The sequence below is a fragment of the Amycolatopsis sp. MEPSY49 genome (assembly GCF_051337345.1).
Classification (GTDB): domain Bacteria; phylum Actinomycetota; class Actinomycetes; order Mycobacteriales; family Pseudonocardiaceae; genus Amycolatopsis.
Genome location: NZ_JBDLYJ010000002.1, coordinates 255,249 through 281,162, shown reverse-complemented (window position 1 = coordinate 281,162; position 25,914 = coordinate 255,249). Strand labels below are relative to the sequence as shown.

Genomic DNA, 25,914 nt, shown 5'->3' with positions numbered 1-25,914 from the left:
GTCCGGTCCCCGCGCACCAGGAGTCCGAATGAAGCCTTTCCCGTCCCCCCGAAGATCGCGCCGCGCGCTGGCCGCGGCGGTCGTCGTCCCGGTCGCCGCCGCACTCGCGGTGGCCGTCGCCGCGCCCGCTGCCGCCGTTCCCGCCGGCTTCGCCGACACCGTCGCCATCGGCGGCCTGACCTCGCCGACCGCCGCGGCGTTCGCGCCCGACGGCCGCGTGTTCGTCGCCGAGAAGAGCGGCCTGGTCAAGGTCTTCGACTCCCTGGCCGACCCGACGGCGACGGTGTTCGCCGACCTGCGGACGCCGACCCAGGACTTCTGGGACCGCGGCCTGCTCGGGCTGGCCGTCGACCCGGCGTTCCCCGCCCGGCCGTACGTCTACGTGTCCTACACGCTCGACGCCGTGCCCGGCGGCACCGCGCCGCGGTGGGGCGACACCTGCCCGACGCCGCCGGGCGCGACCGACCAGGGCTGCGTGGTCACCGGCCGGGTCTCCCGGCTCACCATGGGCCCGGACGGCACCGCCGTCGGCGAAAAGCCCCTCGTCACCGGCTGGTGCCAGCAGTTCCCCAGCCACTCGGTGGGCTCGCTCGCCTTCGGCCCGGACGGCGCCCTGTACGCGGGCGGCGGCGACGGCGCCAGCTTCAACTACGCCGACTACGGCCAGACCGGCAACCCCTGCGCCGACCCGCCGTCCCCCGCCGGGACGAACCTCGCCCCGCCCACCGCCGAAGGCGGCGCGCTGCGGTCGCAGTCCCCGCGCCGCGCGGCCGGGCAGCCCGTGCTGCTCAACGGCACGCTGCTGCGCATCGACCCCGACACCGGCGACGGCTTGCCCGGCAACCCCTTCGCCGGCAGCGCCGACGCCAACGCCCGCCGCGTGATCGCCTACGGCGCGCGCAACCAGTTCCGGTTCGGGTTCCGGCCGGGGTCCGGCGAGCTGTGGGCCGGCGACGTCGGCTGGAACACGTGGGAGGAAATCAACCGCGTGGCGAACGCCGGCGACGCGGTAGCGGAGAACTTCGGCTGGCCGTGCTTCGAGGGCACCGCCCGCCAAGCCGGCTACGACGGCGCCAACCTCGACCGCTGCGAATCGCTGTACGCCGCCGGCGGCCAGACCGCGCCGTTCTACGCCTACAACCACAACGCCAAGGTCGTCGCGGGCGACCCGTGTCCGACCGGCGGCTCGTCGATCAGCGGGATCGCCTTCGAGTCGGGCAGCAACTACCCCGCCGCGTACGCCGGCGCGCTGTTCTTCGCCGACTCCTCACGTGGGTGCATCTGGGCGATGCAGACGGCGAACGGCCAGCCCAGCCCGAGCCTCCTGGTACCGTTCGTGACCGGCGCGAGCACGCCGGTGCAGGTGCTCACCGGCCCCGGCGGCGACCTCTTCTACGTCGCGCTCGGCAGCGGCGAACTGCGTCGCGTGAGCTACCCGGGCGGCACCAACCGGCCGCCGGTCGCATCGGCCACGGCGACGCCGTCGAGCGGGCCCGCCCCGCTGACCGTGCAGTTCGACGGCACCGCGTCCACCGATCCGGACGCCGGTGACACCTTGGGCTACGCCTGGGACCTCGACGGCGACGGCGCGTACGACGACTCGGCGGCCGCCCGGCCCACGTGGACCTACACCACGGCGGCCGCGGTCGACGCCGGGCTGCGCGTGACCGACTCCCACGGCGCGACGGCGACCACGACGGTCCGCGTGACGGTCGGAACCCCGGCCGGGCTCGACCCCGTCCCGGTCATCGACGCGCCCGCCGCGTCGCTGACCTGGTCGGTGGGCCAGACCGTCGCCTTCTCCGGCCGCGCGATCGACGCCCAGGACGGCGAGCTGCCGCCTTCGGCGCTGTCGTGGCGGCTCGCGATCCGGCACTGCGCGGCCAACGGGACCTGTCACACGCACAACGTCCAGGACTTCCCGGGCGTCGCGGCGGGCACGTTCGTCGCGCCGGACCACGAATACCCGTCGTACCTGCAGCTCACGTTGACGGCGACGGACTCGAGCGGGCGCACCGGGTCCAAGACGATCGACCTGCAGCCGAAGACGGTGACGCTGAACTTCACGTCGAGCCCCGACCAGGCCCTGCTCACGGTCGGCGGAACGCAGCAGCGGACGCCGTTCTCCCGGACGGTGATCGCCGGTTCGACGAACTCGATCAGCGCGGACAGCCCGCAGAACCTGCCGCCGCTCAACCTCAAGTACGCCTTCGCCGGCTGGGCGCACGGCGGGCCGCGGACGCAGAACATCGTCGCCCCGGCGACTTCCGCCACCTACCAGGCGAAGTACCGGCTCTGCTGGCTGCTGCAGCCCTGCTGAGCGGGTGATCCGGCCCCCGGGTGAAGGGAGGGTTCCGGCAAAGTCAGGTCAGCGCGGCCGATCCGGTCGCCCGCACGTCATGAACGGGTCGTTCACCTCGTCAGACGACATGAACGACCCTTTCATGACATCGCCGCGACGCCGGGCAGACCGCGCGGCCACGACTTTGCCGGGACCCTGCCGGGTGAAGGGGGCCGGATCAGCCCTGGGGTTCCTTCGTCTTGTCCGCCTTCTTCGATGCCTTGGCGGACTCCTTCGCGGCTTTCGTGGATTCCTTGGCCGCTTGCTTCGACTCCTTGGCGGCCTGCCTCGACTCTTGGGCCGCTTCCTTGTCCTTCGTCGCGTTTTCGTTCGCTTGCCCGGCGTTTCCGTGCTGCTGCGCCTCGGACTCGTCGGCGGCCCCGTCCCCGGCGGCAGCCGGTTCGCCGGACGCGGTGGCCGGAACCGAGGTGAGCCGCGGGTCGGCGGCCGCGGTCCCCCCGTCGCCGCCGGTCACCCCGGGCCGCGCGGGTCGCGTGCCCACCGGCTGCGTGGTCGAGCCGTCCGCGCCGGTCGCCGGGGGCGGCGCCAGATCGGACGTGCTGGCGCCGATGGTCACCGTCGTCACCAGGGCCGCGCTCGCGGCGGCCACCTTCGCCGCGGTGGCCCACGACAGGGCGGACGCGCCCCCGCCGGCGGCGACGCCGGACGAGGCGACGGTTCCGCCGGTGGTCAGCCAGTGCGTCACGACCGGGATGCCGAGGATCAGCGGCGCGACGGTGGCGGGCAGCTCCGCGTTCAGCTCCTTGAGCCCCATGGCCAGCTTCCGGCAGTCCGGGCAGCGGTCCAGGTGGCTCGCGATCCGGTTGCCCTTGTGGTCACCGACGCTGTCGCGCACCCACCGGGCCAGCTGGCCGGAGACGATCTTGCAGTTGCGGCGCCGGGCCTCGGGAACGTGCTGGTCCAGGTAGGCCTGCCGCAGCCCTTCGCGGGCGCGGTAGGCCAGCGCGGCGACGCTGTTCGGCGTCATGCCGAGGTCCTGGGCGATCCGGGCGGGCGACTCGCCCTCGATCTCGGTGCGCCACAGCACGGTCCGCCACCGCTCCGGCAGGCTCGCGAACGCGTCCGCGGCGACGGTGGCGTGCAGCCGGCTGCCGACCGGCTCGTCGCTGCCCTCGCCCGGCAGGACGTCCGGGACCTCGGCGACCAGCGAGACCGCGGAGTCGCGGCGGCGCCAGCTGATCATCGTGTTCCGGATCGTCGTCAGCAGATAGGGCCGGAATTCTTCGTCCGGGCCCTCGCCGGCGCGCAGGATCCGCAGTACGCGGGTGAACCCTTCGGCGATGAGGTCGTCGCGTTCCGCTTCGCCGGACGCGATCGCGGCCGCCACCCGGCGGGCCGCGACCAGGTGCCGGTCGTAGAGCCGGCCGTACGCGGCGAGGTCCCCGCTGCGCACCGCCTGGATCAAGACCGCGTCGCTCGGGACGTCCGTCGTCCCGGCCACCGCCGGTGCCACCTCGGTCACCCACACCCCCTCGCCCGTGCGCTTGCACGTGCAGAACGTCCCGCGATAGTCGTCCAACGAGAGGCCCGGCGCAAGGTTTCGGCGCCGAAAGCCCCTTTTCTTCTGCGGTGAGTGTCCCGCACCCCCGTCTTGTCAGGTGACTGAGCACTCCGGCGCCGTTTCGTCCCGGCCCCTCGGCCCACCGTTGCCCGGGCGCCGCCGCCCGGGTAGAGACGAAGGGCGGTGGCCGCCGCATCCTTGTCCACTGTGGACGGTCCACGTCCACCACCAGGAGGGTCTCCGAAATGCGCAGAGCCGTCTGCCTGCTGCTGACCTTGCTCCTCCCCGCCGTCGTGGCCACCGGCGTGGCCGCCGCGGCCGCCCTCGCGCCCACCGTGACGCCGGTACCCGCGAACGCCGGCAAGGGCTGGCCGGTCAGCGGCGCCGAAGGCGTCCTCGACCTCGCCGCCCGCGGGTATGTCGAACGGGAGTACCTGCTGTCCGGGCAGGCCGACACCTACGCCCAGGACGGCCTCTGGACCGACGACGGCCGCTGGGCCACGCGCGTCGCCACCACCGGGAACCCGTACACCACGCGGATGGTCGTGGTGCGGCCGGACGACCCGGCGCGGTTCAACGGCACGGTCGTGGTCGAGTGGCTCAACGTCAGCTTCGGCGTCGACATCCCGGTCGACTTCTCCCAGTCGTACGAGCACTTCGTCCGCGAGGGCTACGCCTACGTCGGCGTGACGACGCAGAAAGCCGGGGCGGACAAGCTGAAGAACCTCGACCCGGCCCGCTACGGCGCCGTGGACCTCAGCTCCGACACGCTCTCCTACGACGTGTTTTCGCAGGCCGCACAGGCGGTCCGGACACACCCGGAGCTGCTGGGCGGCCGCGCGCCGGCAGTCGTCCTGGGCACCGGGCACTCGCAGTCCGCGTTGCGGCTGACCACCTATGCGAACGCTGTTCAACCGGTCCGCGGGGTCTATGACGGCCTGATGATCCACGGCCGGGCGGCGCTCGCGGCCCCGATCGGCGACGGCATCGTCGGCCCGCTGTCCGCGCGCATCCGCGCCGACCTGACCGTGCCGGTGTTCGTGCTGCAGTCGGAAACCGACGTCATCGCCTCGAACTCGGTCCGGCAGGACACCGCGCGGGTCCGCACCTGGGAAGTCGCCGGCACGGCCCACGCCGACCGGTACGGGCTGGACCTCTACAACGCCGCCAACGCCCGTGACCGGTCGATCAACGACGGCGCGCCCACGACCTGCGACAAACCGGTGAACAGCATGACCTTCCGGTACGCGGAGAACGCGGCGTTCGCGCACCTGGACCGCTGGGCCCGCGGCGGCGCGGCCCCGCCGACGGCACCGCCGATCTCCCTGCTGCTGGGCCTGCTCATCCGCCGCGACGCCGACCAGAACGCCCTGGGCGGCATCCGCCTGCCCGACTTCGACGCCCCGGTGGCCGCCTACGCCCCGAACAACAGCGGCGGCAACGTGCCGGGCGCGTGCCTGCTGCTGGGCACGACGACCCCGTTGACCGCGGCGCGGATCCGCGCGCTGTACCCGGACCACGCCACGTACGTCGCGAAGTTCACCGCCGCGGCGGACCGGGCGCTGCGCGGCGGGTACCTGCTCCCCGCCGACCGTGACGAAGCCGTCGCCCGGGCCCAGGCCGCGCCGATCCCGTGACCGGCTCCCATCGGTGAAACCTGTTCCCTTCCCCGCCGTCGCGCGCAAGCACTTGCGTCAGGACGGTTCAACGAATAGAACTATAACGTGTTCTAGTAATTCGGCGGGGAAGGGACCGGGATGGACGAGCAGGCGATGCGGTATCCGAACCACCTCGGGCATCTGGTCGTCTCCGCCCTGAAGCGCCACCGGGACGCGCCGGTGATGGTGCTGGGCGAGACCACGATGACCGGGGCCGGGACCGCCGAGCAGGTCAGCCAGTACGCCCAGGCCTTCGAAGAGCTCGGCGCCGGCACGGGCGCGGCGGTGGCGCTGCTGTCGCTGAACCGCCCCGAGGTCCTGCTGATCATCGCGGCCGGCCAGCTGCAGGGCTCGCGGCGGACGGCACTGCACCCACTGGGCTCGCTCGACGACCACGCCTACATCCTCGGCGACGCCGGCATCACCACGCTGATCATCGACCCGGTGCCGATGTTCGTCGAGCGCGCGCTCGGCCTGCTCGAGAAGGTCCCCGGCCTGACGCAGGTGCTCACCATCGGGCCGGTGCCCGAGCCCCTGGCCCACGTCGGGCACGACCTCACGGCGGCCGCCGCGAAGTTCACCCCCGGCCCGCTCGAGCCCGCCGCGCTGCCGCCGGACCAGGTCGTCTCGATCACCTACACCGGCGGCACGACCGGCAAGCCCAAGGGCGTCATGGGCACGGCGCAGGCGATGGCCACGATGACCCAGATCCAGCTCGCCGAGTGGGAGTGGCCGGAGGCCCCGAAGTTCCTCATCTGCACGCCGCTTTCCCACGCGGGCGCGGCGTTCTTCGCGCCGACGCTGCTGAAGGGCGGCTCGCTCGTCGTCGTGCCGAAGTTCGACCCCGCCGACGTCCTGCGGATCATCGAGGAGGAGCGGATCACGGCCACCATGCTGGTGCCGACGATGCTCTACGCCCTGATGGACCACCCCGACTCGCGCACGCGCGACCTGTCGTCGCTGCAGACGGTGTACTACGGCGCCGCGTCGATCAACCCGGTGCGCCTGCGCGAGGCGATCGACCGGTTCGGGCCGATCTTCGCGCAGTACTACGGTCAGTCCGAGGCCCCGATGGCGATCAGCTACCTCGCGAAGGGCGACCACGACGACGCGCGGCTGTCCTCCTGCGGGCGCCCGTCGGCGTTCCTGCGCACGGCGTTGCTCGACGCCGAGGGCAACCCGGTGGCACCCGGCGAACCCGGCGAGATCTGCGTGGCCGGCCCGCTGCTGGCGGCCGGGTACTGGAACCTGCCGGAGGTGACGGCGGAGACGTTCCGCGACGGCTGGCTGCACACCGGCGACGTCGCCCGCGAGGACGAGGACGGCTTCTGGTTCATCGTCGACCGCGTCAAGGACATGATCGTGACCGGCGGGTTCAACGTGTTCCCCCGCGAGGTGGAGGACGTCGTCGCCGAGCACCCGGCGATCGCGCAGGTGGGCGTGATCGGCACCCCGGACGAGAAGTGGGGCGAAGCGGTGACGGCGGTGGTGGTGCTGCGCCCGGACGCGGCCACCGACGACGCCGCGATCGAGAAGCTGACGGGCGAGATCCAGGCGTCGGTGCGGGAGCGGAAGGGACCCGTGCACGTGCCGAAGCAGGTGATCATCGCCGAGTCGCTGCCGATGACCGGGCTCGGGAAGCCGGACAAGAAGGCGCTGCGGGCGCAGTACGAGCCCCGGCGCGCGAGCGTGTAGGGCGTTATACGGCGGCGCCTGCCAGTGTCGACAAGTCGCCTTCCCGGTGTTCCCCCATGCGCTTCTTCCGCACCTCGACCGGCGGCCTTTGCACGCACCTGCACCTGCAGGACGACCGTCTCACCGGTGGACGTCGCGACCGGGCTCTTGCCCGCGCACGCGGTGACGAGCGCGCCCAAGGTGGCGCCCGCGGCTGCGGTGAGGCTGTGGGTCGCCGAGCGGTCACGGACGGGGGTACGCTGCTACTAAACTTTTTGACTAGGTGAGGTGCTGCATGACCAGCTTCCGGAAGGCCGTCGAGGCCCGTGACCCCGACGCCATGGCCGCGACACTCGCGGAGAACGTCGTGTTCCGGAGCCCGGTGGCGTTCAAGCCCTACCCGGGCAAGGCGATCACGGCCGCGATCCTGCGCGGTGTGCTGCGGGTGTTCGAGGACTTCCGGTACGTGCGTGAGCTCAGCGGCGGCGAAGGCCGGGACCACGCGCTCGTCTTCGAGGCGCGGATCGGGGACGCGCGAGTCGAGGGCTGCGACTTCCTGCACTTCGACGACGACGGCCTGATCGACGAGTTCACGGTGATGGTCCGGCCGCTGTCGGCCGCGCAGGCGTTGTCGGAAGCGATGGCCGCGCAGTTCGACCAGATCCAGCGCGAGGCACTCAACTAGGTGAGTAGGTCGCTGCGCAACGCGCTGATGGCGGCGCTGCTGGAGGGCGAAGCGTCGGGCTACGACCTGGCGAAGGTGTTCGACGCGTCGGTGGCGAACTTCTGGCCGGCGACGCCCCAGCAGCTCTACCGCGAGCTGGACGCGATGGCGGCGGCCGGCCTGGTCCGCGCCCGCGTGGTCCACCAGGAGAAGCGCCCGGACAAGCGGCTGTTCTCCTTGACGGACGCGGGGTTCGCCGCCCTGCGCGAGTTCACGGCCCGCGCCCCGCGCCCGGGCGTCGTCCGCGACGAGCTGCTGGTCCAGGTCCAGGCGGTCGACGACGGCGACGCGGAAGCGGTCCGCCGGGCGCTGGCGGACCGCATGACCCGCGCGGAGGCGAAGATCGCCCGCTACGAGCGCCTGCGCGCGGGTCTGCTGGACGGCCGCTTCGAGGACGACTACCTGGCGGAAGCCGAGCGCGTGGGCCCCTACTTGACGCTCATGCGGGGGCTGGCGTTCGAACGGGAGAACCTCCGCTGGTGCGAACAGTGCCTGAAGGTCCTCGACCGCCGGACCGGTCGTGCGTGAGAACACTGTCTCACCCACGACCGGGTCAGGTCAGGCCGGCGTCGTGGACCACCAGCGCCACCTGGGTGCGGTTCGCCGCTTCCAGCTTGGCCATGATGTGTCCGATGTGGACCTTCACCGTCGACTCGCTCACGACCAGCGCGCGGGCGATCTCCGCGTTGCTCAGCCCGCGTCCGATGTGGACAGCGACGTCGTGCTCCCGCGGCGTCAGCTCCGCCAGCCGCGCCCGGGCCCGCGCACTTCCGCCCCCGGAAGCGAAATCCGTCAACAACCGCTTCGTGATCTTCGGCGACAGCATCGCCTCGCCACGGGCCGCGACGCGCACCGCGTTGACCAGCTCGCGCGGCGGGGTGTCCTTCAACAGGAAGCCGGCCGCGCCGTGGCGCAACGCCGCGTAGACGTACTCGTCCACGTCGAACGTCGTCAGCACCACCACCGCCGGCGCCGCCGGGTGCGCGGCCAGCCGCTTGACCACCTCGATGCCGTCCACCTTCGGCATCTGGACGTCGGTCAGCACCACGTCCGGCCGGAACCGGTCGGTCAGCTCGACCGCCCGCGCGCCGTTCGTGTCCTCGGCGACCACCTCGACGTCGCCGGCCGACTCGAGGATCATCCGGATGCCGCTGCGGACCAGCTCCTCGTCCTCCAGCAGCACGACCTTGACCGTCACTCGCCCTCCCCGACCGGGAACTCCGCCAAGACCTGGAACCGGCCGTCGCCCGTCGGGCCGGTGCGCAGGTCGCCCCCGGCCAGCTCGACGCGTTCGCGCATGCCCACCAGCCCGTAGCCGGCCCCGGGGACGGCGCTGCCGTGCGGAGTCAGCCGGTTGGTCACCTCGACCGCCAGCCGCTCCCCGGTGACGGCGAGCCGGACGTCGACGGCCGCGTGCGGCGCGTGCTTCCCCGCGTTGGTCAACGACTCCTGCACCACCCGGTAGACGGCCCGGCCGACCTGGTCGGGCACCGCGGGCAGCGGGTCGGGCAGCGTCAGCTCGACCCGTGCCCCGGTCGCCGCGACCTCTGCCACGAGGTCCTCCAGCGACGCCAGCACGCCCGGTCCCGCGTCCGAGGACGGGGCGTCGTCGCGCAGCACGCGCAGGATGCCGCGCAGCTCGTCGAGCGCCGTCGCGCTGGTGGCCCGGATCGTCTCGGCGGCCTGTTCGGTCTGCTCGTCCGGCGCCCGCAGCGACAGCGCGCCCGCCTGCAGCGCGACGGCCGTCACGCGGTGCGCGACGACGTCGTGCATCTCGCGCGCGATCCGCCGCCGTTCGGCGAAGACGGCCTGGTCGGCCAGCAGCGTCCGGGTCCGCTCGGCCTCCTCCGCGCGGTCGCGCAGCACGGCCAGCAGCGCCGCGCGCTGGTGCATCCACAACCCGGCCAGCACCGGCCCGAGCACGAAGAACCCCAGCACGATCACGACCTGGGTGAAGCTTTCCGGCGCGCTCAGCGCCGGCACCACTTTCCCGGCGAGCACCGCGACGACGACACCGAGCCCGGTCAGCCAGCCGACGCCGTGCCGGGCCGCGACCGAGTACTGCGCCACCATCAGCGGCAGCAGCGTCACCCCGGCCGGCAGGCACGCCACGGCGACCAGCAGCACCAGGAACGGCCACCGGCGCCGCGCCAGCAGCGCGACCCCGGAGACGAACACCGCGGGCACGTAGAACGCCGGGTGCGGGTCCCGCGGATCGCCGCCGGTCAGCGTCACCACGATCACCGCCGCGGCCACCGCGACGTCGAGCGCGAGCAGGACGACGCGGCCGTCCCACCAGCTCAGCCATCGCTTCATCGCGTACAGGCTAGGGCGCGCCGAGTCAGCCGTCACGGCGAGCCAGGGTGAACGTCGTCGCGACCAGGGCGAGGGCGACCAGGACGGCGAACACCACCGTCCCCGGCAGCGCGAACAAGGCCGTGCCGCTGAAGGGCAGCGCGGTCACCGGCACGCGGCCGAGCGCGGCCAGCGTCGTCTCCGCCACGAACGTCCACCCCGCGAACGCGCCGACGGCGAGGCCGGTGTGCCGCAGCAGCCCGCCGAGCGCGACGCCGGCGAGTCCGGAAAGGACGGTCAGCGGCAGCACCGCGGCCCCCGCCCTGCCTGCCGCCCCCGCGCCGGCAGGCAGGGCGCCTCCGCCGGTGAGCACCCCGGCGGCGGTCAGCACCACCATCAGCAGCCCGCCCAGCAGCGCGAGCCCGGCGGTGACCAGGGCCCGCGCGGCGACGATCCGGGCCGGCGAGCGCAGCACCAGCCGGGTGGTCGCGAGCGTGCCGTGCTGGTGGTCGAGCCCGAACGCGGCGATCCCGACGGCCGCGACCAGCAGGGCGCCGAGCCGGTCGACCAGCCCGAACGCCGAGGTGAACGCGTCGAGCGTGCCGAGGTCGCGCTTGAGGCCCCAGTACAGCCCCGACGCGAACTGCAGCACCCCCGCGCCCGCCAGCAGCAGCCAGGTCGAACGCAGCGAGCGGGCCCGCACCCATTCGTAGGCCAGCGCGTGCTTCACGGCAGCTCCCCCCGGTGCCGGACGGCGGCCGCGGTCGCGGCGAGGAAGGCGTCCTCCAGCCCGCTGCGCCGCACGAACAGCTCCCGCACCGCGATCCCCGCCCGGCCGGCGACCGCCGCCACCCGCTCGGGGTCGGCGGTCTCGACGACCAGTTCGGCGGCTTCCTGCCGCACGCGCAACCCGTCGCGGGCCAGCGCGACCATCAGCGCGCTGGGCTGGTCGGCGCGCACCACGACGTCGGTCCGCGCGTGCTGCCGGACGAACTCTTCCAGGGGCCCGGCCGAGACGAGCCGGCCGGCGCCGATCACGATGAGGTCGTCGGAAAGCAGCGACATCTCGGCCAGCAGGTGCGACGACGCGAGGATCGTGCGCCCCTCCCCCGCCAGCCGCCGCAGGAGGTCGCGGATCCACCGCACGCCTTCCGGGTCGAGCCCGGTGGCCGGCTCGTCGAGGATCAGGTACTCCGGGTCGCCGAGCAGCGCCGTGGCCAGGCCGAGGCGCTGCTTCATGCCGAGGCTGAACCGGCCGGCGGGCCGGCGCGCGACGGACTCGAGGCCGACGGTGGCCAGGACCTCCCGGACGCGCCGGGCGCCCACGCCGCCGCCCGCGGCGACCATCCGCAGGTGCGCGGCGGCCGGCCGGGCGGGGTGCACGGCGGCGGCGTCGGTGAGCACGCCGACCGTCCGCAGTGGACCGGGGACGTCCGCGTACACCCGGCCGCCGAACGTGGTGCGGCCGCGGCCGCGGGTCAGGCCGAGCATCAGCCGGATGGTCGTCGACTTGCCGGCGCCGTTGGGCCCCAGGAAGCCGGTCACCACGCCGGGCCGGACGGTGAAGGACAGGTCCTCGACGCCGGCGCCGCCGCGGTAGGTCTTCGCGAGCCCGTCCGCGACGATCACCGGCGCGCCGGGAGGTAGGCGTCGCGACGGCCGACCGCGAACCACAGCAGGCTGCCCAGGAACGGCGCGCAGAAGGCGAAGATCACCCAGACGAGCTTCATGCCGCCGGTGAGCCGCGAGCCGAGAATGCTGACCAGCGCGGCCAGGAACAGCACGGCGAAGGCGAGCAGGACGGCGCCGGTCAGGCCGAGCACCAGCCACGACCAGGTCTGTTCGTGGCCTTCGATCAGGGCGGCCGGATGCATGGGTTCTCTCCTCACGTCGGTGTTTCCGCATCCAAGATCGCCGATCGCGCGCGCCCGCACATCCGATCTTCGGGGAGTCCGGGATAGGCGGAAAGTACTAGGCCGCCCAGCGGGCTTGTACGGCTCTTGTACGGCGGCCGCCGACGATCGCACCGGACATCCGATGGAGGAAACGTGAAAACCACACTCAAGGCGGCGGTGGCCACGATCGGCCTGGGCGTCGCGCTGACCGGATTGGCCGCGCCCCCGGCCCAGGCCGCGTCGACCTACCCCGTCACGACCACAGTGGACGGTCGGACCGTCAAGGACCCGGACGTCGCGGTGGGCAAGCAGCGCATCGCGAACATGTACCCGGCGGGCACCTCGGTGGCGCTGGCGTGCCAGGACACCGGCCCGGAGTACGGCGGCAGCAGCATCTGGGACCTGACCACCGACGGCCTGTGGGTGCCGGACGCCTACGTCAAGACCGGCTCGACGTCGATGGTCGCCCCGCAGTGCACCACCCCGCACGCGTACCCGGCCAAGGCCGACCTCAACGGCCGCGCGCACAAGGGCGACGCGGCGGACGCGGCCGGCAGCGTGGCGGACAAGTACCTGACCGGCGCGTCGGTGCCGGTGGTCTGCCAGGCCACCGCGTCGGACGAGATCTGGGACTTCACCAGCGACAACCTGTGGGTGCCGGACGAGTTCGTCAAGACCGGGACCGAAGGCTTCGTCAGCGGTGTCCCGCACTGCGACACCGACGGCCTCAAGGCGGGCGGCACCGCGTACCCGGCGGACCCGCGCGCCGACAGCGCGATCGCGTTCGCCAAGGCGCGCCTGGGCCACACGGACTGGAACAACCAGTGCGAGCTGTTCGTCGAACGCTCCTTCGGCACCAGCGGCCGGTTCGCTTCGGCCACCACGCACTACCAGTGGCAGAAGAACAACGGCCGCATCCACACCGGTTCGGTCGCCCCGGCCGGCACGGCCGTGTTCTTCACCAGCACGACCAGCAACGGGCACATCATGCTCGCGCTCGGCGGCGGCGTCGCGATCAGCACCGGCCCGTCGGTGTACCAGACGAGCACGTACGCGCAGCGCTCCGACTACCTCGGCTGGGCCTACGTGCCGTCGAGCTGGTAGTCCCGCCGGCGTCCTCGAAATCGATCTGCCACCCGGCGGGCACCAGGGCGCGCTCGAAGCACACCCGGTGCTCGTCGGGGTCGGGTTCGGACTCCATGGCTGTGATCACAGCACGTCACCCCGCTCCCGCAGGTCTCAATGTGAGACGTCGCGAAAAGATCTTCCCTTTTTCACCGAGAAGCTGTTGCCCATTCACCTCGCCCGGTTCTAGCGTGTACCGGGCATTGATCGGACTACTGGGGGTCTCATGTCATTGCGCCACCGATTACTGAACGCCGCCGTCGGGGCGGGCGTCCTCGCGAGCCTGGTCGCCGCGCCTTCGGCGGCCCTCGCCGCGGCCGGGCCGACCACCCTGCCCGCCTCGCAGTACACCCTGACCGCGAACTACAACCAGTTCGACACCGTCAACTCGGCTTTGGTGTCCACGCTCGGCACAGCCGCCGTGCACACGGTCATGGACAACGCGAACCACGACCGCACGGCGCTGCCGTCGTCGTTCTCCGTCGCCGGGCTGTCCACCGGGTTCCGGTTCGACAGCGGCGACAACTCCGACTGCGCGAACTACCCGCAGGGCATCACGACCAGCCGCGACGCGGTCGGCACGGCCAACAGCGGCAACTACGACGGGCACCAGCTCGTCGTGGTCAGCTGGTACACGAAGGACGGTTGCGACGGCGCCCAGGCGCGCAGCCGGATCACCCTGGTCGACTGGGACGCGACGTACCCGAACAAGTACCGCAAGGTGCTGCTGGTCGAGCCGACCGGCACGGCGGCGGACCCGGACTTCAAGGACATCCCGATCCACGCCGGCGGCGTGTCCTGGTACGGCGACTACCTGTACGTCGCCGACACCGGCAAGGGCATGCGGGTCTTCGACATGCGGAAGATCCTCAAGACCGACACCGGCGGCACGGCCGACCAGATCGGGCACCAGAGCGGCAGCACGTACTACGCCCACAACTACGCGTACGTCCTGCCGCAGGTGGGCTCGATCACGTCGAAGACGACGTCCGGCACGAACCTCGCGTGGTCGTCGATCTCCCTCGACCGGGTGAGCAAGTCGATCGTGATGACGGAGTACACCTGCTCGTCCGGCTGCACGGACTACCCGAACCGCGCCCCGCGGGCGATCCGCTACCCGTTCGATGCGTCGGGGGTGTTCGCCGCGACGACGACGGCGAGCCAGGCGCTGCAGCTGCCGTGGTACAAGCTGAACGGCGTGGCGTCGCACAACGGGCGCTGGTGGTTCAACTCGTCGGGCTCGAAGCAGCTGTACTACTGGACGCCCACGGCGGGCGCGTCGACGTTCGCGTGGGTGGGCAGCGGCGAGAGCCTGTCCTATTGGGAGGACGACACCGCCGCCGACCTGCTGTGGTCCCTGCAGGAGGGCGCGGGCAACCGCAACGTCTTCGCGGTCACCCAGGCCACGTACGGCGGTGGCTGAGGTAGCCTGACCACATCGGACGATTCGGACAACCCGGCAACCCGAGGCGGCGGCACCGCCTCGGGTTGCTGCTTGCCGTCCTGCTGTTCTTCGGCGGGGCACCGGCTGTTCAGCCGTGGTCGTCGTCTTTCGACGGCCCCGCGGTGGCTACCGCGCAGCCGCACGAGGTCGTTTCGTCCCGGCAGGTGGCGTCGGTTCCTTGGGCTGAAGTTCCTTCTTCGCTCGAGCTTCCTCCGCCGTCGCGGTGGATGGGGGTCTCCTCGGCCGGTTCGGCTCCGCGGGCTTTCCCGGTGCCGACGTCCCGGTCCACCCGTGCTCCGCCGTCCTTCGTGAGCTGAATCTCGTTCTCCGGCGCCGGGTTCTTCCGGTGTCGTGCTCACTGCTGCCCGAAGGACGTTGGTCTGTGTCTGTTGCCGTGTTGGCTCTTCTTGTTGTGGCCGTTGTCGTTTCTGTTGGTTTGATGGTCAAGATGTTCCTCGATGACTCGCCTTTGCTTGGCGGGGTGGGGATTTGCGTGCTCGTCGGGCCTGGTTCCGTGTTGGCCTTCTTGTATGTGGGGTTGGCTTGATGGCCACCCTTTCGAGTGGTGAACTGGCGTTCGGACGCCGGTAATCTTGGTGTGTGGACAGCGAAACGGTGTGGCGAGCGGATGCGGTGGCCTTGGGCGATCGTGTCCGTTCGCTGCTCGCTGTTGTGCGGTCCGCTGAGGCTTCGATCGGTGCGTTGCTGGTGGAGATCGAGTCCCGTGGCGTGATGGAGTTGTTCGGCTATCGGTCTGTCGCGCGGTTGCTCGAGCACCTGGCCGACATTCCGAAGTCCGCGGCGGAGACGATGGTCAAACGAGCCCGCGCCCTCCATCCCGGCCATCACCTGGACAGCGCTCCCGCGGTCGCCCCTTCGACTGCCGCTGCCGCCGCGGAAGGTCGCCTGAGCAACCCGATGATCGACACGATCGTCGGAGCGTTGACTCAGATCCCGCCCGAGCATCGCGAGGATGCCGAGCAGCACCTGCTGGGGTTGGCCGAGGATGCGGGTCACAAGCAGGTCGCCGCCCTGGGCGCCCGCATCATCGCCCACCTCGACCCCGACGGCCCCGAACCCGACACCACCGAACCCGCGATCCCCGACCGCGAACTGTCCCTCCGCCGCAAAAGAACCGGAGTCTGGGAACTTCACGGCCGCTTCGACGATGAGACCGGAACCCGGGCCAGCGCCCTGCTCGACGCGTTGGCCGAACGCCGCACCAGCACCGGCGAAGGCGCCGACCTGCGATCGCCGCAGGAACGCTACGGCGATGCCTTCTCCGACGCGATCGATCTGGCCCTCAACTCGCCAAGCCTGCCGATGCAGGCGGGCGAGCGGGCCCACGTGATGGTCGCAGTGCATTTGAAGGACTTGAAGTCCGGTCTTGGTGAGGCAACGCTGGGCGACACCGGCACGATGTCGGCGGCGGAAGCTCGAATCCACGCGTGTGACAGCATGATCATCCCCGCGGTGCTGGGCGAGAAAAGCGAACCACTGAACTTGGGTCGCCTCCGCCGCCTGATCTCCGCAGGCCTGCGCCGAGCGCTTTACCTGCGTGACCGAGGCTGCGCCTTCCCCGGCTGTCACCGCCCGCCCCGGCATTGCCAGGGGCATCACATTCAGCACTGGTCCGAGGGCGGCCGGACAGACCTGACCAACCTGGTGTTGATGTGCGCCCACCACCACCGGATACTACACCGCTCAGGCTGGGAAGTCCGCATCGCCGCCGACGGCCTCCCCGAGTTCCTCCCACCAGCATACCTGGACAAGGAACGAAAACCCAGGCGCAACAACCTGCATGACCCGCTGCCCTTCGCAGCGTGACAACCGAACACGGGAAAGGCCCGCAGCCAGACGGCTACGGGCCCACACCCACGTGATCACCGCTCTTTCGCATGGTCGACCGCCCGCCACCGCCTCAACACCGGCAGTCTCGGCTCAAGCTCAGCGGATCACCCGCCCTGGCGACGCAAGCTCGAACGCGCGATTTTCTCAACCGTTCCCCGAACATCGCGTCTGCGATTGCCAACATTCCGCCCCGACGGGCGACCGCCCCTCGACCACTGTTCCGGCGCCACCGCGGCCAGACCCCGCGCTCCTGCGGTTGCCAATACCCCGCGCACAGCAGCAGTCGCACGCCCGAACCTGCGGCCTCCCCGCTGCTTTCTCACCCTCGTCCCGCGGTTGGCGATACTCAGGCACGTACTGCCGAGCCCGCGCCCGACATGCAGCCTCGCAGCCCGCGTTCCCACCTCGCGACTACAGCAGTCGACTCTCCCAACCCACCGGCCACCCAAGCACGAACCCGCAACCCGATCGTCACCCCAAGTCGGCCTCCGGGCGGATCTCGATCGCCGTCCCCGGCTCGTGCAACTCCAACACCACGATCGAATTCGCCCCCTTCCGCCACAGCGGCTCAGGCGCATACAACGTCCGCTGCGGCCCGATCGTCCAATACCGGCCCAAGTTGAACCCGTTGAGCCACACAACCCCCTTCTCCCACCCAGGCAACGCGATGAACCCATCCGCCGGCTCGGTCACCACCGCCGTAGCCCGATGGAACGTCGGTCCGTCCGCCTCAATCCCCGTGAACCGCAACCCCGACAAGTCGTCCAGCGGCAGGGGATGGATCTCCCACCCGAACAGCTTCTGCTGCGTGCTCATCGCCACCCAGCCGTCGATCCCCTTGCGGTCCGCCAGGTACGGGCCGTAGTTCACCCGGCCCATCGCGTCCACCAGGATGTCCAGCCGCGTAGTCGGCCGCGTCAACCGGAGGTCCAACGTCCCCGATGGCTGGTTGCGGTCCAGCACCCCCAGGAACGCTCCGTCCACGAACACCGATGCCCGGTCGGCCAAGCCGTGGATGCTCAACGGTCCCGCGTGCGGGCCCTGGACCGTCGTGCGGTAGTGGATCAGACCCGTCGACTGGCCCACCCGCTCCATCGGGACCGGTTGGGCCGAACGGACCGGCGAGGACAGCGCCGGCAACGAGTCCAGCAACGACACCGCCCCCGACACCGGTACCGTCTGGGCCGGCAAGCGCGCCGGCCGGCCCGGGATCGGCGCGGCAGGGACGCCCGAGTACTTCGTGAGCACCGGGCGCAACGCCGTGAACTTCGCGCCCAGGTCGCCCGCCTCGCCGACCGGGGCGTCGTAGTCGTAGCTCGTCACCGTCGGCTGGTACGTCGTTCCCGACGTGTTCGCGCCCGATGTGAAGCCGAAGTTCGTTCCGCCGCACGCCATGTACAGGTTCACCGACGCTCCCGTGGCCAACAACGCGTCCACATAGGACGCCATCTGGGCCGGGTCGCGCGTGTTGTGGCGCTCGCCCCAGTGGTCGAACCAGCCGTCCCAGTACTCCGCCATCATGACCGGCTTGCCCGGCTGGAACTCCTTCATCGCCGCCACGCTGGGCGCCGGGTCGCCGTCGCCCGTCCCCACCTCCAGCGTGCCCGGCAGGGAGCCGAAGCGCATGAAGAACTCCGACGCGCCGTCCGCCGCGAACAGCAGGCTCGTCATTCCGCGGCCGCGCAACCCGTCGCGCAGGTGAGCCAGGTAGCTCGTGTCGTTTCCGTAGCTGCCGTACTCGTTCTCGATCTGCGCCGCCACGATCGGGCCGCCGTGCTGGGCCTCCAAGGGCACCAGACGCGGGATCAGCTGGTCGTACCAGGCGTCGACGGCCTTCAGGTACGCCGGGTCCGCGCAGCGCAGCTCCAGGTTCCGGTCCGCCAGCAGCCACGCCGGCAGGCCGCCGAACTCCCACTCCGCGCAGATGTACGGACTGGGCCGGACGATCACCTGGAACCCCAGGTCACCCGCGATCCGGATGAACGCCGGCAGGTCGCGCCACCCGCTGAAGTCCGCTCGGCCCGGCCGAGGCTGGTGGAAGTTCCACGGCACGTACGTCTCGACGGTGTTCAGCCCCAGTGCCTTCAGCCGGGACAAGCGGTCGCGCCACTGGTCCGGGTGGATGCGGAAGTAGTGGATCGCGCCCGAAACGATCCGGAACGGCTTGCCGTCCAGCAGGAACTGCTCGCCGGACACGCTCAGGCCGCGCCGGCCCGCCGCTCCCGCCGGGCCGGCGAGCACCGCGCCCGCGGTGATCGCCGCCGCTCCGCCGAGGAAGCTCCGCCTGCTCACCGAGGTCATACCCGCTCCCGCAACTGGACGAGAAGGGTGTCGAGGACGCCGTCGCCGACGAGGGCCTGCCGGACGCCCCACCGGTTCGTGTTGCCGGTCTTGACCGCCTGTGCGCGCGTGACCAGGTCATCGGCACGGGCGGTGAGCCGGGAAGCGCGAGCGTGGTCACCTCGGGACGACGCGGCGAGGGCGTCGAGCCGGGTCACCAATGCCTCGCCCCACAGCGCTGTCGCGTCCAGCCACGGCCCGGCCTCGGTGACGAACGCGCTCTGCACCCGGCCGCCGCGGATCACGCCGGCCGCGTCGCGGATCCTGACCGCGTACCCGCGCAAGTCGGAGATGGCGTGCCGATCCCCCGCGGTCCACCGCTGCCAGAACTCGGCCGCGCGAGCGGCCAGCACCGGCGCCTGCGGCTGCCACGGCGTCGGGCCGAACGTCGGCGCGAGGTGTTCGAGGTCGGCGAACACCGTCAAAGCGGCGGATGCCCGCGCGTCACCACCGGCCAGCCGCGCCAGCGCCCGCGGCCACGACCGCGCGGGCGAGTAGCCCGCGTCGTTCCAGGCGAAGTCCGCCGCACCGAACTCGGCGACCTCGCTGGCCGCCTCCTGGTTCATCGGGTTCGCGACGATCCCGTTGAGGTACTGCGACAGCCCCGCCTCACGCCCCGCGTACGGTGCGAGCAGGAGCCGCCCGGCCGACTGCTCGTAGTCGTTCACCGGGTAGTTGTCCCACAGGAACACCTTGCGTCCGTACACAGTGGACACCTGCGCGGCTTCGTCCGTGGTGACGCTCGGCGGGACGACGTCGGTCCCGGTCCACTGCACCACCACCGACGGGTCGAGGTGCTCGCGCAGCTCGGTCTTGTACGGCGAATCCTTCAGGTCGCTGTACTCGGTCGGCACCGTCTGCAACGGACGGACGCCGTCGTGGGTCTTCACGAACTTCTCCGTGATCGCGTTGAGCAGCGACACCTGCGCCGTGCCCGCGGCGGCCTGGCCGGGCGCGCCGAAGGCGGCCTGGTCGGCGTCGCAGTTCCACTTCGTGTACGAGATGTCGTCGAACGGCAGCGAGAACGACCGCACCCCGAGGTCGTACACCGACTGGAACTTCGCCTCGACCGCCGCGACGTCGGATGGCGACGAGAAGCAGATCGAGACGCCCGGCGACAGCGCGTAGGTGAACTCGACGTGGTGCGCCGCGGCCGACCGGACGAGCTGGCCGAGCGTGCCCAGTTCGCCGGCCGGGTACGGGTCGCGCCACCGCGCGCGCAGGTAGGTGTCGTCCTTGGCGCTGTAGATGTAGGTGTTCGCCTTGACCTCGCCGAGGAACGCGAGCTGCCGCAGCCGGTCGGCGGTCGTCCACGGTGGACCGTAGAAGCCCTCGATCGACCCGCGCAGCGCCATGTCGGGCCAGTCGCGCACGGCCGCGCCGGCCACCGCCCAGCCGTGTCCCGAACGGACGAACAGCTGCCGCAGCGTCTGCACGCCGTAGTACTGGCCGGCGCCGTCGCGCCCGGCGATGGTGATGCCCGCGCGCGACACGCTCAGCGCGTAGCCCTCGGCCTGTTCCGGAACGTCACGACCGGTACTGCCGAGACGGATCGTGAGCCCGTGGCGGCCGGTGGTGACGCCGTGGTCGTGCAGCAACGACGTCAGCAGATCCGCCGCCGCCGGGTCGGTGGTGGAGTCCGTGACGAGCGCGATCGACGACGGCAGCGGCACGTCCGCGGACGTCCGGCTGATCTGTTGCGGCGTCGGGGAAACCACCGGAAGCGCGCCGCCGGCGGCAGCGGGTCCGGCAGCGGTGAGGGTGGCGGCCACCGTGACGACGGCGGCGAACAGGGCTCGGTGGCGGGTCATGGCTCCCTTTCAGACAGCGGTGCGGTACAACGCGAAGGTGGCCAAGTACGGCGTGGCGCGGGACTGCGTGACGACGACGCGAAGCCGGCGGGCGGTCACCGGTGCGGGCAGCGTGACCAGGCGGGTGTAGCCGATCGTGGTCACCGTGGCCAGGGTCTGCCAGCTGCCGCCGAGCTCGGCCTGCACGAGTGCGCCTTCCACGTGCTGGCCGCGGGTGATGTCCTCGCCGAGCCGGATCTGGTCGAACGTGACCGGCTTGGGCAGCCGGACGTCGAGTGGGCGGTCCAGCGGTACCGCCGTGGTCAGCGACGAGTCCGTGACGGCGCCGGGCGCACCGGCCGCGAGGTTGCGGCTCTGCGTCCGGGCGATCGCCCCGCCGAAGCCGGCCAGCGCGGCGGTGTCGGCGGACGCGATCCGGCCGTCCGGGCCGGGCGGGACGTTGAGCAGCAGCGACGAGTTCCGCCCGACCGTGCGGCGGTAGATCTCGACCAGCTGCGCCGGTGACTTCGGCTGTTCGGCAGGGTGGAAGAACCAGCCCGGCCGGATCGAGACGTCGGATTCGGCGGGCGCCCACTGCAGGTACCGCACCGACGGATCGGCCAGCTTCTGCCGCGATCCGAGGTCGTCGGCGGTCGCGCCGCCGAGGAACAGCTCTTCGTTGTGCGCGGTGTCCGGGTCGTCGGTCGTCGGCAGCGGGCTCCACTCGGTCTCGCGCGCCTGCCCGGCCTCGTTGCCGACCCAGCGCACGCCGGCGGGCCCGGCGAAGGTGACGGTGTCCGGCGACAGCGCGTGGATCAGCTTGAACCACGTGGTGAAGTCGTAGGTTTCGCTGATCCCGTGGTCGCGCCACGGGTTCGCGCCGTCGAGCCACAGCTCGTCGATGGGGCCGTACTGGGTGAACAGTTCGTAGAGCTGGTTGAGGTAGTAGGTGTTGTAGTCGTCCTCGTCGACGGTGAACCGCGGCAGCTTCCCGGCGGCGAGCGCGGCCGCGCGGTCGTCGTGCGGCACCAGCGTCGGGATGGTCCGGCGGGTCACCGCGCTGTCCGTGCCGTAACGGCCCTGACCCTGCGGTGCGCTCGCGCGGTCGTCGTAGGTGGCTTGTTCTTCGATGCTCAACGGCTGCCCGGCCGCGACCTTGGCTTCGATCCGCCGCACCTCGTCGGCGAAGAACGTCTCGGGCAGTTCGGCGCCGTCGGCGGGCGACAGGTAGACGCCGACTTTGAGCCCGGCCGCGCGCGCCGATTCGACGTAGTCGCGCAGGACGTCCCCGCGCGGGTTGGCGCAGTCGGCCCGCGTCTGCCAGAACGCCGACGGGTCCTGCGCGCGGTGCGCCTCCGCCTCTTCCCTGGCCGGAGCCGTGCAGCCGGGGGCGAGCCACCACGGGCTCGCGACGACGGAGTGGTTGGTGTAGCGCGTCGGGTAGAGGACGAAACCGTCGTGGTGCTTGGCGGTGAGCATCACCTGCGTGACGCCGGCGGCCTTCAGCGACCGCATCCACTGGGCGGTGTCGACGACCGGTGGGTCGAACACCGACTCCTTCTCCGCGCCGGAACCCCATTCACGGTCGGTGAAGGTGTTCATCCCGAAGTGCGTGAACGCGGTGACCGGCCGCTGCTGCCAGGCGAGCTGACCTTTTCGCGGAATGACGGCCGCGGCCTTGGCGACGATCCGGGCCGGGCTGTCGCAGGCCTGCACGGTCATGATGGTCGCGGGCCGAATCGGCCCGGTGCACGCTTCGGCCGCGGCAGCTGGGGAAACCGCTGGTAGAGCCATTGAAACAGCGGCGACGGCAGCGAAGACGAGAGCGCGGATCGGCATGGTGCTCCCTCGTGGCGGACCGCGGCCACGAACCCGGCGGCGGCAAGACGGGGTGGACGATCGCCAGACTAGGTCGGCCAGCCATCGGATGTCTAGACCTGACGAAGTGACAACGAATGTCGTGGACCGGCAACCCGATGGGAGTCCGGTAGCCTGTGTTCACTATTCGAACAGCGGTACCAGACTTTCGGCGGAGGCCCTCGTGACCAAACCGACGCGGTCCCCGGACGCCCGCGCCGACCAGGCGGACATCCAGGCGGTGAGCCGGGTCAGCCAGATCCTGTCGCTGTTCGACCCCGCGACGCCCGAAGTCACCGCCACCCAGGTCGCCGAGCGGCTCGGCCTCAACCGCACGACGGCGTACCGGTACTGCACGTCGCTGGTCGCGGCCGGCTTGCTCGAGCGCAGCAACGAAGGCGGGTACGTGCCCGGCGGCCTGCTGCTGCAGCTCGGCGCGTTCGCCATCGGGCACCGCCGCGTCGTGAACCTCGCGCCGCGGCACATGCAGGCGCTCTCGCGCGCGACGCAGACGAGCGTTGTGCTCAGCCTGTGGGGCCTCACCGGCCCGGTGGTCTCGCGGGTCGAGGAGAACGCCTCGACGATCGTCATCGTGTCCGTGCGGGTGGGCAGCCACCTGCCGCTGGACACCGCGCAGAGCAAGGTCTTCCTCGCCTACCACGCCGACCAGCTGTCGATGGAACGGCTGATCGGCAACCTCTCCGGCACCGCGCGCGACGAGCTGCGCGCCGACGTCGACCGGGTCCGCGCGGTCGGGCACTGCTCGGCGATGAGCACGCCGGGGATAGTGGCCGTGGCGGCGCCGGTCTTCGACGAGTACGGCATCTGCGCGACGATCGCGATCGTGGGCCCGGACAACACGCTCTCGATGGGCGACGACACGCCCGAGCTGCGGGTCGTGGTCGACACCGCGCGCGAGCTCACCCTCGAACTGGGCGGGCACTACCGGCCCGACGACCTCCAGCGCGCGGTGTAGGGCAGCCACGCCGGCGACGGCAGCGGCGGGACGTCCGCGTACTCGCGCGTCCCGGCCAGCGCGCTGCCGACGAAGCCGTCGGGGACTTCGGAAACTCCGTCGACCAGCTCCCGGAGCACGTTGGGACCGCCCGTCCACAACGCCGTCACGACTTCGACGGCCCGGGCGCCGGCCGCCAGGAACCGCCGGACATCGGCCGGAGTGCGGGCGCCGTTCGTCCCGATCAGGGGCACGTCGAGCTGCTGGAAAGCCCTGCCCACCCAGTAAAGGCTCATCGGCAGGCACCCCGGTGAGCTCCACGCGCCCCACGAGCCCAGGACCGAACCGCCGTCGAGATCCGGCAGGAAACCCGGGTACCGGCCGACCAGGCCGACGGCGTCCGCGCCGGCCGAGCGGGCCGCGCGGGCCAGCGCGACGACGTCCGACGCCTGGCCCGGCAGCTTCACGAACAGCGGGACGTCGACGGCGGCCCGCACGGTCCGCACCGCGTCGGCCACACCGTCCACTTCGGTCAGTTGCCGTACCGCGCGGGCCTCGCGGCCGTGCGGGGCGCCGATGTTCAGCTCGACCGCCGGGACCACCGAAGCCAGCGCACGCCCGATCCGCGCGGCCGCCGCCGGCTCGCCCAGGGTGATGCTGCCGAGCACCGGGCAGCCCCTGGCCGTGCCGTGGGCGACGGCGGAGGCCAGCATCGCCAGCCAGTCGTCGAGGTCCACGGCCGCGAGCCCGGACCGGTTGAGCAGCCCGTCACCCGGCCGGCCCGCACCCGGCGGCCGCACCTCGCCGCCGGGCGAAACGAAGGCGTAGTCCGCGATGGCCAGCTGCTCCCGCGCGGCGGCGCTTTCGTTCACCGACTTGGCCACCACCGCCCCGGCGCCCGCGTCGACGCACGCGGTGATCCCCTCCAGGGTCATGGTCAGCTCCGAGGAGCCGACCCACACCGGGTTGGCGGTGGCAAGGCCCGCGACGTCCATTCAGGACAGTTTGGGGATCGTGCTGTCGTCGGCCATGTCGACGTCCTTCGTCTCCGGGCCGAGGAAACCGCCCAGGCTGATCAGCAGCCCGGCGAGCACGATCAGGACGCCCGGGGCGAGGTGCGCCGGCATGAACCCGTCGAACTGCTGCAGGTAGAACTGGTAGAACGCCGGCGCGATGAGCGCGAGGCTGTAGCCGACGCCGTAACCGGTCGACCGGATGCTCGCCGGGAACCGCTCGGTCAGGTAGGCCGCGATCGGGCCGAACGTGCCGACCGTGAACACACCGATGAGCACGCCGAAGCCGAGTGCCGCGCCGAAGCCGCCGTCCGACGCCATCAGCAGCGTGTACGAACCCGCGCCGAGGACGACCATCGAGAAGCCGTAGCCGATGTAGAACCGCCGTCGCCCGATGCGCTGGGACAGCATGCCGAACAGCGGGTACGACAGCGCCGCGGACGCGTTGATCACCAGCATCGTCAGCGTGACCTCTTTGCTGGACAGTTCCAGGTGCGCCTTCAGCTGCGCCGGCGTCACGGCGGCTTCCATGTTGGTCGCGAGCCACGTGCCGGTCATCAGGATGAACACCTGGCCCAGCGCCCGCGGGTACTTCCTCAGCAGCCGGACGAACGGGAGCTTGTGCTTCTCGCCGGTCAGCTGGGCCGGCGGCTCGTGGACCTGCTTGAGGTAGTAGCGGAACAGCACCGCGGCCAGCAACGCGCCGACGAAGAACGGGATCCGCCAGCCCCACTGCACGTACGCGCTGTGCAGGCCCGCGGCGGGCAGCAGCTGCAGCATCAGCAGCGTGATCGCGGCGATCACCGCGTACGCGGCGGGCGAGGTCGACGTGATGATCGAGGCGTAGAGGCCGCGTTTGTGCTTCGGGCTCCACTCCATCGCCAACGGAACCGCCGTCGTGTACTCGCCGCCGAGGAAGATGCCGTCGACGAACCGCAACGCGATGAGGGTGCCGACCGACCACATCCCGATCGTCTCGTGGCCGGGCAGGCACGCGGTCAAAAGCGTGATGGTGCCGAAGCCGCCGACCGCGACCAGCGTCGTGCGCTTGCGGCCGACCGTGTCGGCGAAGTGGCCGAAGATGATCGCGCCGAGCGGCCGGCCGATCAGCGTCGAGGCGAACACCAGGGACGCCAGCAGGGCCGTCGTGCTCGCGCTGAGGTTCGCGGCCTGGAAGTACGCGGTCGCCGGCGCCAGCACGACGATCGGCAGGTAGATGTCGAACTGGTCGACGAAGTAGGCGAGCGTTCCGCCGCGGACCGCGGCGCGCACCTTCGCGGGGTCCGGGCCGTGCGGGGTGCCGGGGCGAACGGCCGCCTCCGCGGCGTCGGGCGGTGTGGACATCAGTGTCCTCCGTTTTCGAACCTAGTGTTCACGAAGCGAACGTCAGACACTCTAAATACCGCCAACCGTGAACACAAGAGCGGTCA

The 25,914-nt window shown here is 71.5% G+C and carries 21 protein-coding genes; 10 read left to right on the top strand and 11 right to left on the bottom strand.

Features of this window, described 5'->3' with window-relative positions; all coding sequences use genetic code 11:
- Window positions 1-28 precede the first annotated feature (28 nt).
- Window positions 29-2,320: a PQQ-dependent sugar dehydrogenase gene (locus ABFJ78_RS10350; protein WP_436385670.1), complete on the top strand. Its 2,292-nt coding sequence runs from the start codon at window positions 29-31 to the stop codon at window positions 2,318-2,320.
- Between the two features lie 199 nt (window positions 2,321-2,519).
- Here the strand turns inward: ABFJ78_RS10350 and ABFJ78_RS10345 are convergent, their stop codons facing one another.
- Window positions 2,520-3,824: a sigma-70 family RNA polymerase sigma factor gene (locus tag ABFJ78_RS10345; protein WP_436385669.1), complete on the bottom strand. Its 1,305-nt coding sequence runs from the start codon at window positions 3,822-3,824 to the stop codon at window positions 2,520-2,522.
- A 284-nt stretch (window positions 3,825-4,108) separates the two neighbouring features.
- On the opposite strand from ABFJ78_RS10345, the gene ABFJ78_RS10340 reads away from it, so the two are divergent.
- The 4 genes from ABFJ78_RS10340 to ABFJ78_RS10325 all read left to right on the top strand — a co-directional run bounded on the left by ABFJ78_RS10340 (window position 4,109) and on the right by ABFJ78_RS10325 (window position 8,447).
- On the top strand, window positions 4,109-5,500 hold the full coding sequence (locus tag ABFJ78_RS10340) for an alpha/beta hydrolase domain-containing protein (RefSeq protein ID WP_436385668.1): 1,392 nt from the start codon (window positions 4,109-4,111) through the stop codon (window positions 5,498-5,500).
- Window positions 5,501-5,635: 135 nt separating this feature from the next.
- Window positions 5,636-7,216, top strand: coding sequence for a fatty-acid--CoA ligase FadD8 (gene fadD8 / locus ABFJ78_RS10335; RefSeq protein WP_436385667.1), 1,581 nt, complete (start codon window positions 5,636-5,638; stop codon window positions 7,214-7,216).
- A gap of 274 nt (window positions 7,217-7,490) precedes the next feature.
- Window positions 7,491-7,880: a nuclear transport factor 2 family protein gene (locus tag ABFJ78_RS10330; RefSeq protein ID WP_155547168.1), complete on the top strand. Its 390-nt coding sequence runs from the start codon at window positions 7,491-7,493 to the stop codon at window positions 7,878-7,880.
- Between the two features lie 27 nt (window positions 7,881-7,907).
- Entirely contained in the window at window positions 7,908-8,447 is a 540-nt protein-coding gene (locus ABFJ78_RS10325; protein ID WP_436386747.1) for a PadR family transcriptional regulator, read from the top strand.
- 25 nt (window positions 8,448-8,472) lie between these two features.
- On the opposite strand, the gene ABFJ78_RS10320 is transcribed toward ABFJ78_RS10325, so the two are convergent.
- Genes ABFJ78_RS10320 through ABFJ78_RS10300 form a run of 5 tightly spaced genes read right to left on the bottom strand, consistent with a single transcriptional unit; the run spans window position 8,473 to window position 12,088 of the window.
- Entirely contained in the window at window positions 8,473-9,117 is a 645-nt protein-coding gene (locus ABFJ78_RS10320; protein ID WP_436385666.1) for a response regulator, read from the bottom strand.
- Entirely contained in the window at window positions 9,114-10,235 is a 1,122-nt protein-coding gene (locus tag ABFJ78_RS10315; protein WP_436385665.1) for a sensor histidine kinase, read from the bottom strand. The genes ABFJ78_RS10320 and ABFJ78_RS10315 overlap by 4 nt, the downstream gene beginning before the upstream one ends.
- A gap of 25 nt (window positions 10,236-10,260) precedes the next feature.
- Window positions 10,261-10,944: a hypothetical protein gene (locus tag ABFJ78_RS10310; protein ID WP_436385664.1), complete on the bottom strand. Its 684-nt coding sequence runs from the start codon at window positions 10,942-10,944 to the stop codon at window positions 10,261-10,263.
- The gene (locus ABFJ78_RS10305) at window positions 10,941-11,843 is read right to left on the bottom strand and encodes an ABC transporter ATP-binding protein (protein WP_436385663.1); all 903 of its coding nucleotides are present in this window, start codon (window positions 11,841-11,843) and stop codon (window positions 10,941-10,943) included. Before ABFJ78_RS10305 ends, ABFJ78_RS10310 begins: the two co-directional genes overlap by 4 nt.
- A complete protein-coding gene (locus ABFJ78_RS10300; protein WP_372666296.1) occupies window positions 11,840-12,088 on the bottom strand; it encodes a PLD nuclease N-terminal domain-containing protein in 249 nt (82 codons plus the stop codon). The genes ABFJ78_RS10305 and ABFJ78_RS10300 overlap by 4 nt, the downstream gene beginning before the upstream one ends.
- Window positions 12,089-12,262: 174 nt before the next feature.
- Between ABFJ78_RS10300 and ABFJ78_RS10295 the strand changes: the two genes are divergently transcribed.
- From ABFJ78_RS10295 to ABFJ78_RS10280, 4 genes are all read left to right on the top strand, one after another.
- Window positions 12,263-13,213, top strand: coding sequence for a hypothetical protein (locus ABFJ78_RS10295; RefSeq protein WP_436385662.1), 951 nt, complete (start codon window positions 12,263-12,265; stop codon window positions 13,211-13,213).
- A 247-nt stretch (window positions 13,214-13,460) separates the two neighbouring features.
- Window positions 13,461-14,657: a hypothetical protein gene (locus ABFJ78_RS10290; protein WP_436385661.1), complete on the top strand. Its 1,197-nt coding sequence runs from the start codon at window positions 13,461-13,463 to the stop codon at window positions 14,655-14,657.
- Between the two features lie 403 nt (window positions 14,658-15,060).
- The gene (locus ABFJ78_RS10285; protein ID WP_436385660.1) at window positions 15,061-15,225 is read left to right on the top strand and encodes a hypothetical protein; all 165 of its coding nucleotides are present in this window, start codon (window positions 15,061-15,063) and stop codon (window positions 15,223-15,225) included.
- Between the two features lie 53 nt (window positions 15,226-15,278).
- Window positions 15,279-16,505: a DUF222 domain-containing protein gene (locus tag ABFJ78_RS10280; RefSeq protein WP_436385659.1), complete on the top strand. Its 1,227-nt coding sequence runs from the start codon at window positions 15,279-15,281 to the stop codon at window positions 16,503-16,505.
- Window positions 16,506-17,000: 495 nt separating this feature from the next.
- Here the strand turns inward: ABFJ78_RS10280 and ABFJ78_RS10275 are convergent, their stop codons facing one another.
- From ABFJ78_RS10275 to ABFJ78_RS10265, 3 genes are read right to left on the bottom strand one after another with little or no spacing between them, the layout of a single operon-like run.
- Window positions 17,001-18,830 (bottom strand): glycoside hydrolase family 35 protein, encoded by a 1,830-nt coding sequence (locus tag ABFJ78_RS10275; RefSeq protein WP_436385658.1) that lies wholly within the window; start codon window positions 18,828-18,830, stop codon window positions 17,001-17,003.
- Window positions 18,827-20,680: a beta-N-acetylglucosaminidase domain-containing protein gene (locus ABFJ78_RS10270; protein ID WP_436385657.1), complete on the bottom strand. Its 1,854-nt coding sequence runs from the start codon at window positions 20,678-20,680 to the stop codon at window positions 18,827-18,829. The genes ABFJ78_RS10275 and ABFJ78_RS10270 overlap by 4 nt, the downstream gene beginning before the upstream one ends.
- Window positions 20,681-20,689: 9 nt before the next feature.
- Window positions 20,690-22,381 (bottom strand): alpha-L-fucosidase, encoded by a 1,692-nt coding sequence (locus ABFJ78_RS10265; RefSeq protein WP_436385656.1) that lies wholly within the window; start codon window positions 22,379-22,381, stop codon window positions 20,690-20,692.
- Between the two features lie 319 nt (window positions 22,382-22,700).
- Here ABFJ78_RS10265 and ABFJ78_RS10260 point away from each other — a divergent pair, with 319 nt between their 5' ends.
- Entirely contained in the window at window positions 22,701-23,492 is a 792-nt protein-coding gene (locus tag ABFJ78_RS10260) for an IclR family transcriptional regulator (protein ID WP_436385655.1), read from the top strand.
- Here the strand turns inward: ABFJ78_RS10260 and ABFJ78_RS10255 are convergent.
- Together ABFJ78_RS10255 and ABFJ78_RS10250 are read right to left on the bottom strand one after the other, a co-directional pair.
- Window positions 23,459-24,466, bottom strand: coding sequence for a dihydroorotate dehydrogenase (locus tag ABFJ78_RS10255; protein WP_436385654.1), 1,008 nt, complete (start codon window positions 24,464-24,466; stop codon window positions 23,459-23,461). The two genes, ABFJ78_RS10260 and ABFJ78_RS10255, sit on opposite strands and share 34 nt — an antisense overlap.
- A complete protein-coding gene (locus ABFJ78_RS10250; RefSeq protein ID WP_436385653.1) occupies window positions 24,467-25,828 on the bottom strand; it encodes an MFS transporter in 1,362 nt (453 codons plus the stop codon).
- Window positions 25,829-25,914 lie beyond the last annotated feature (86 nt).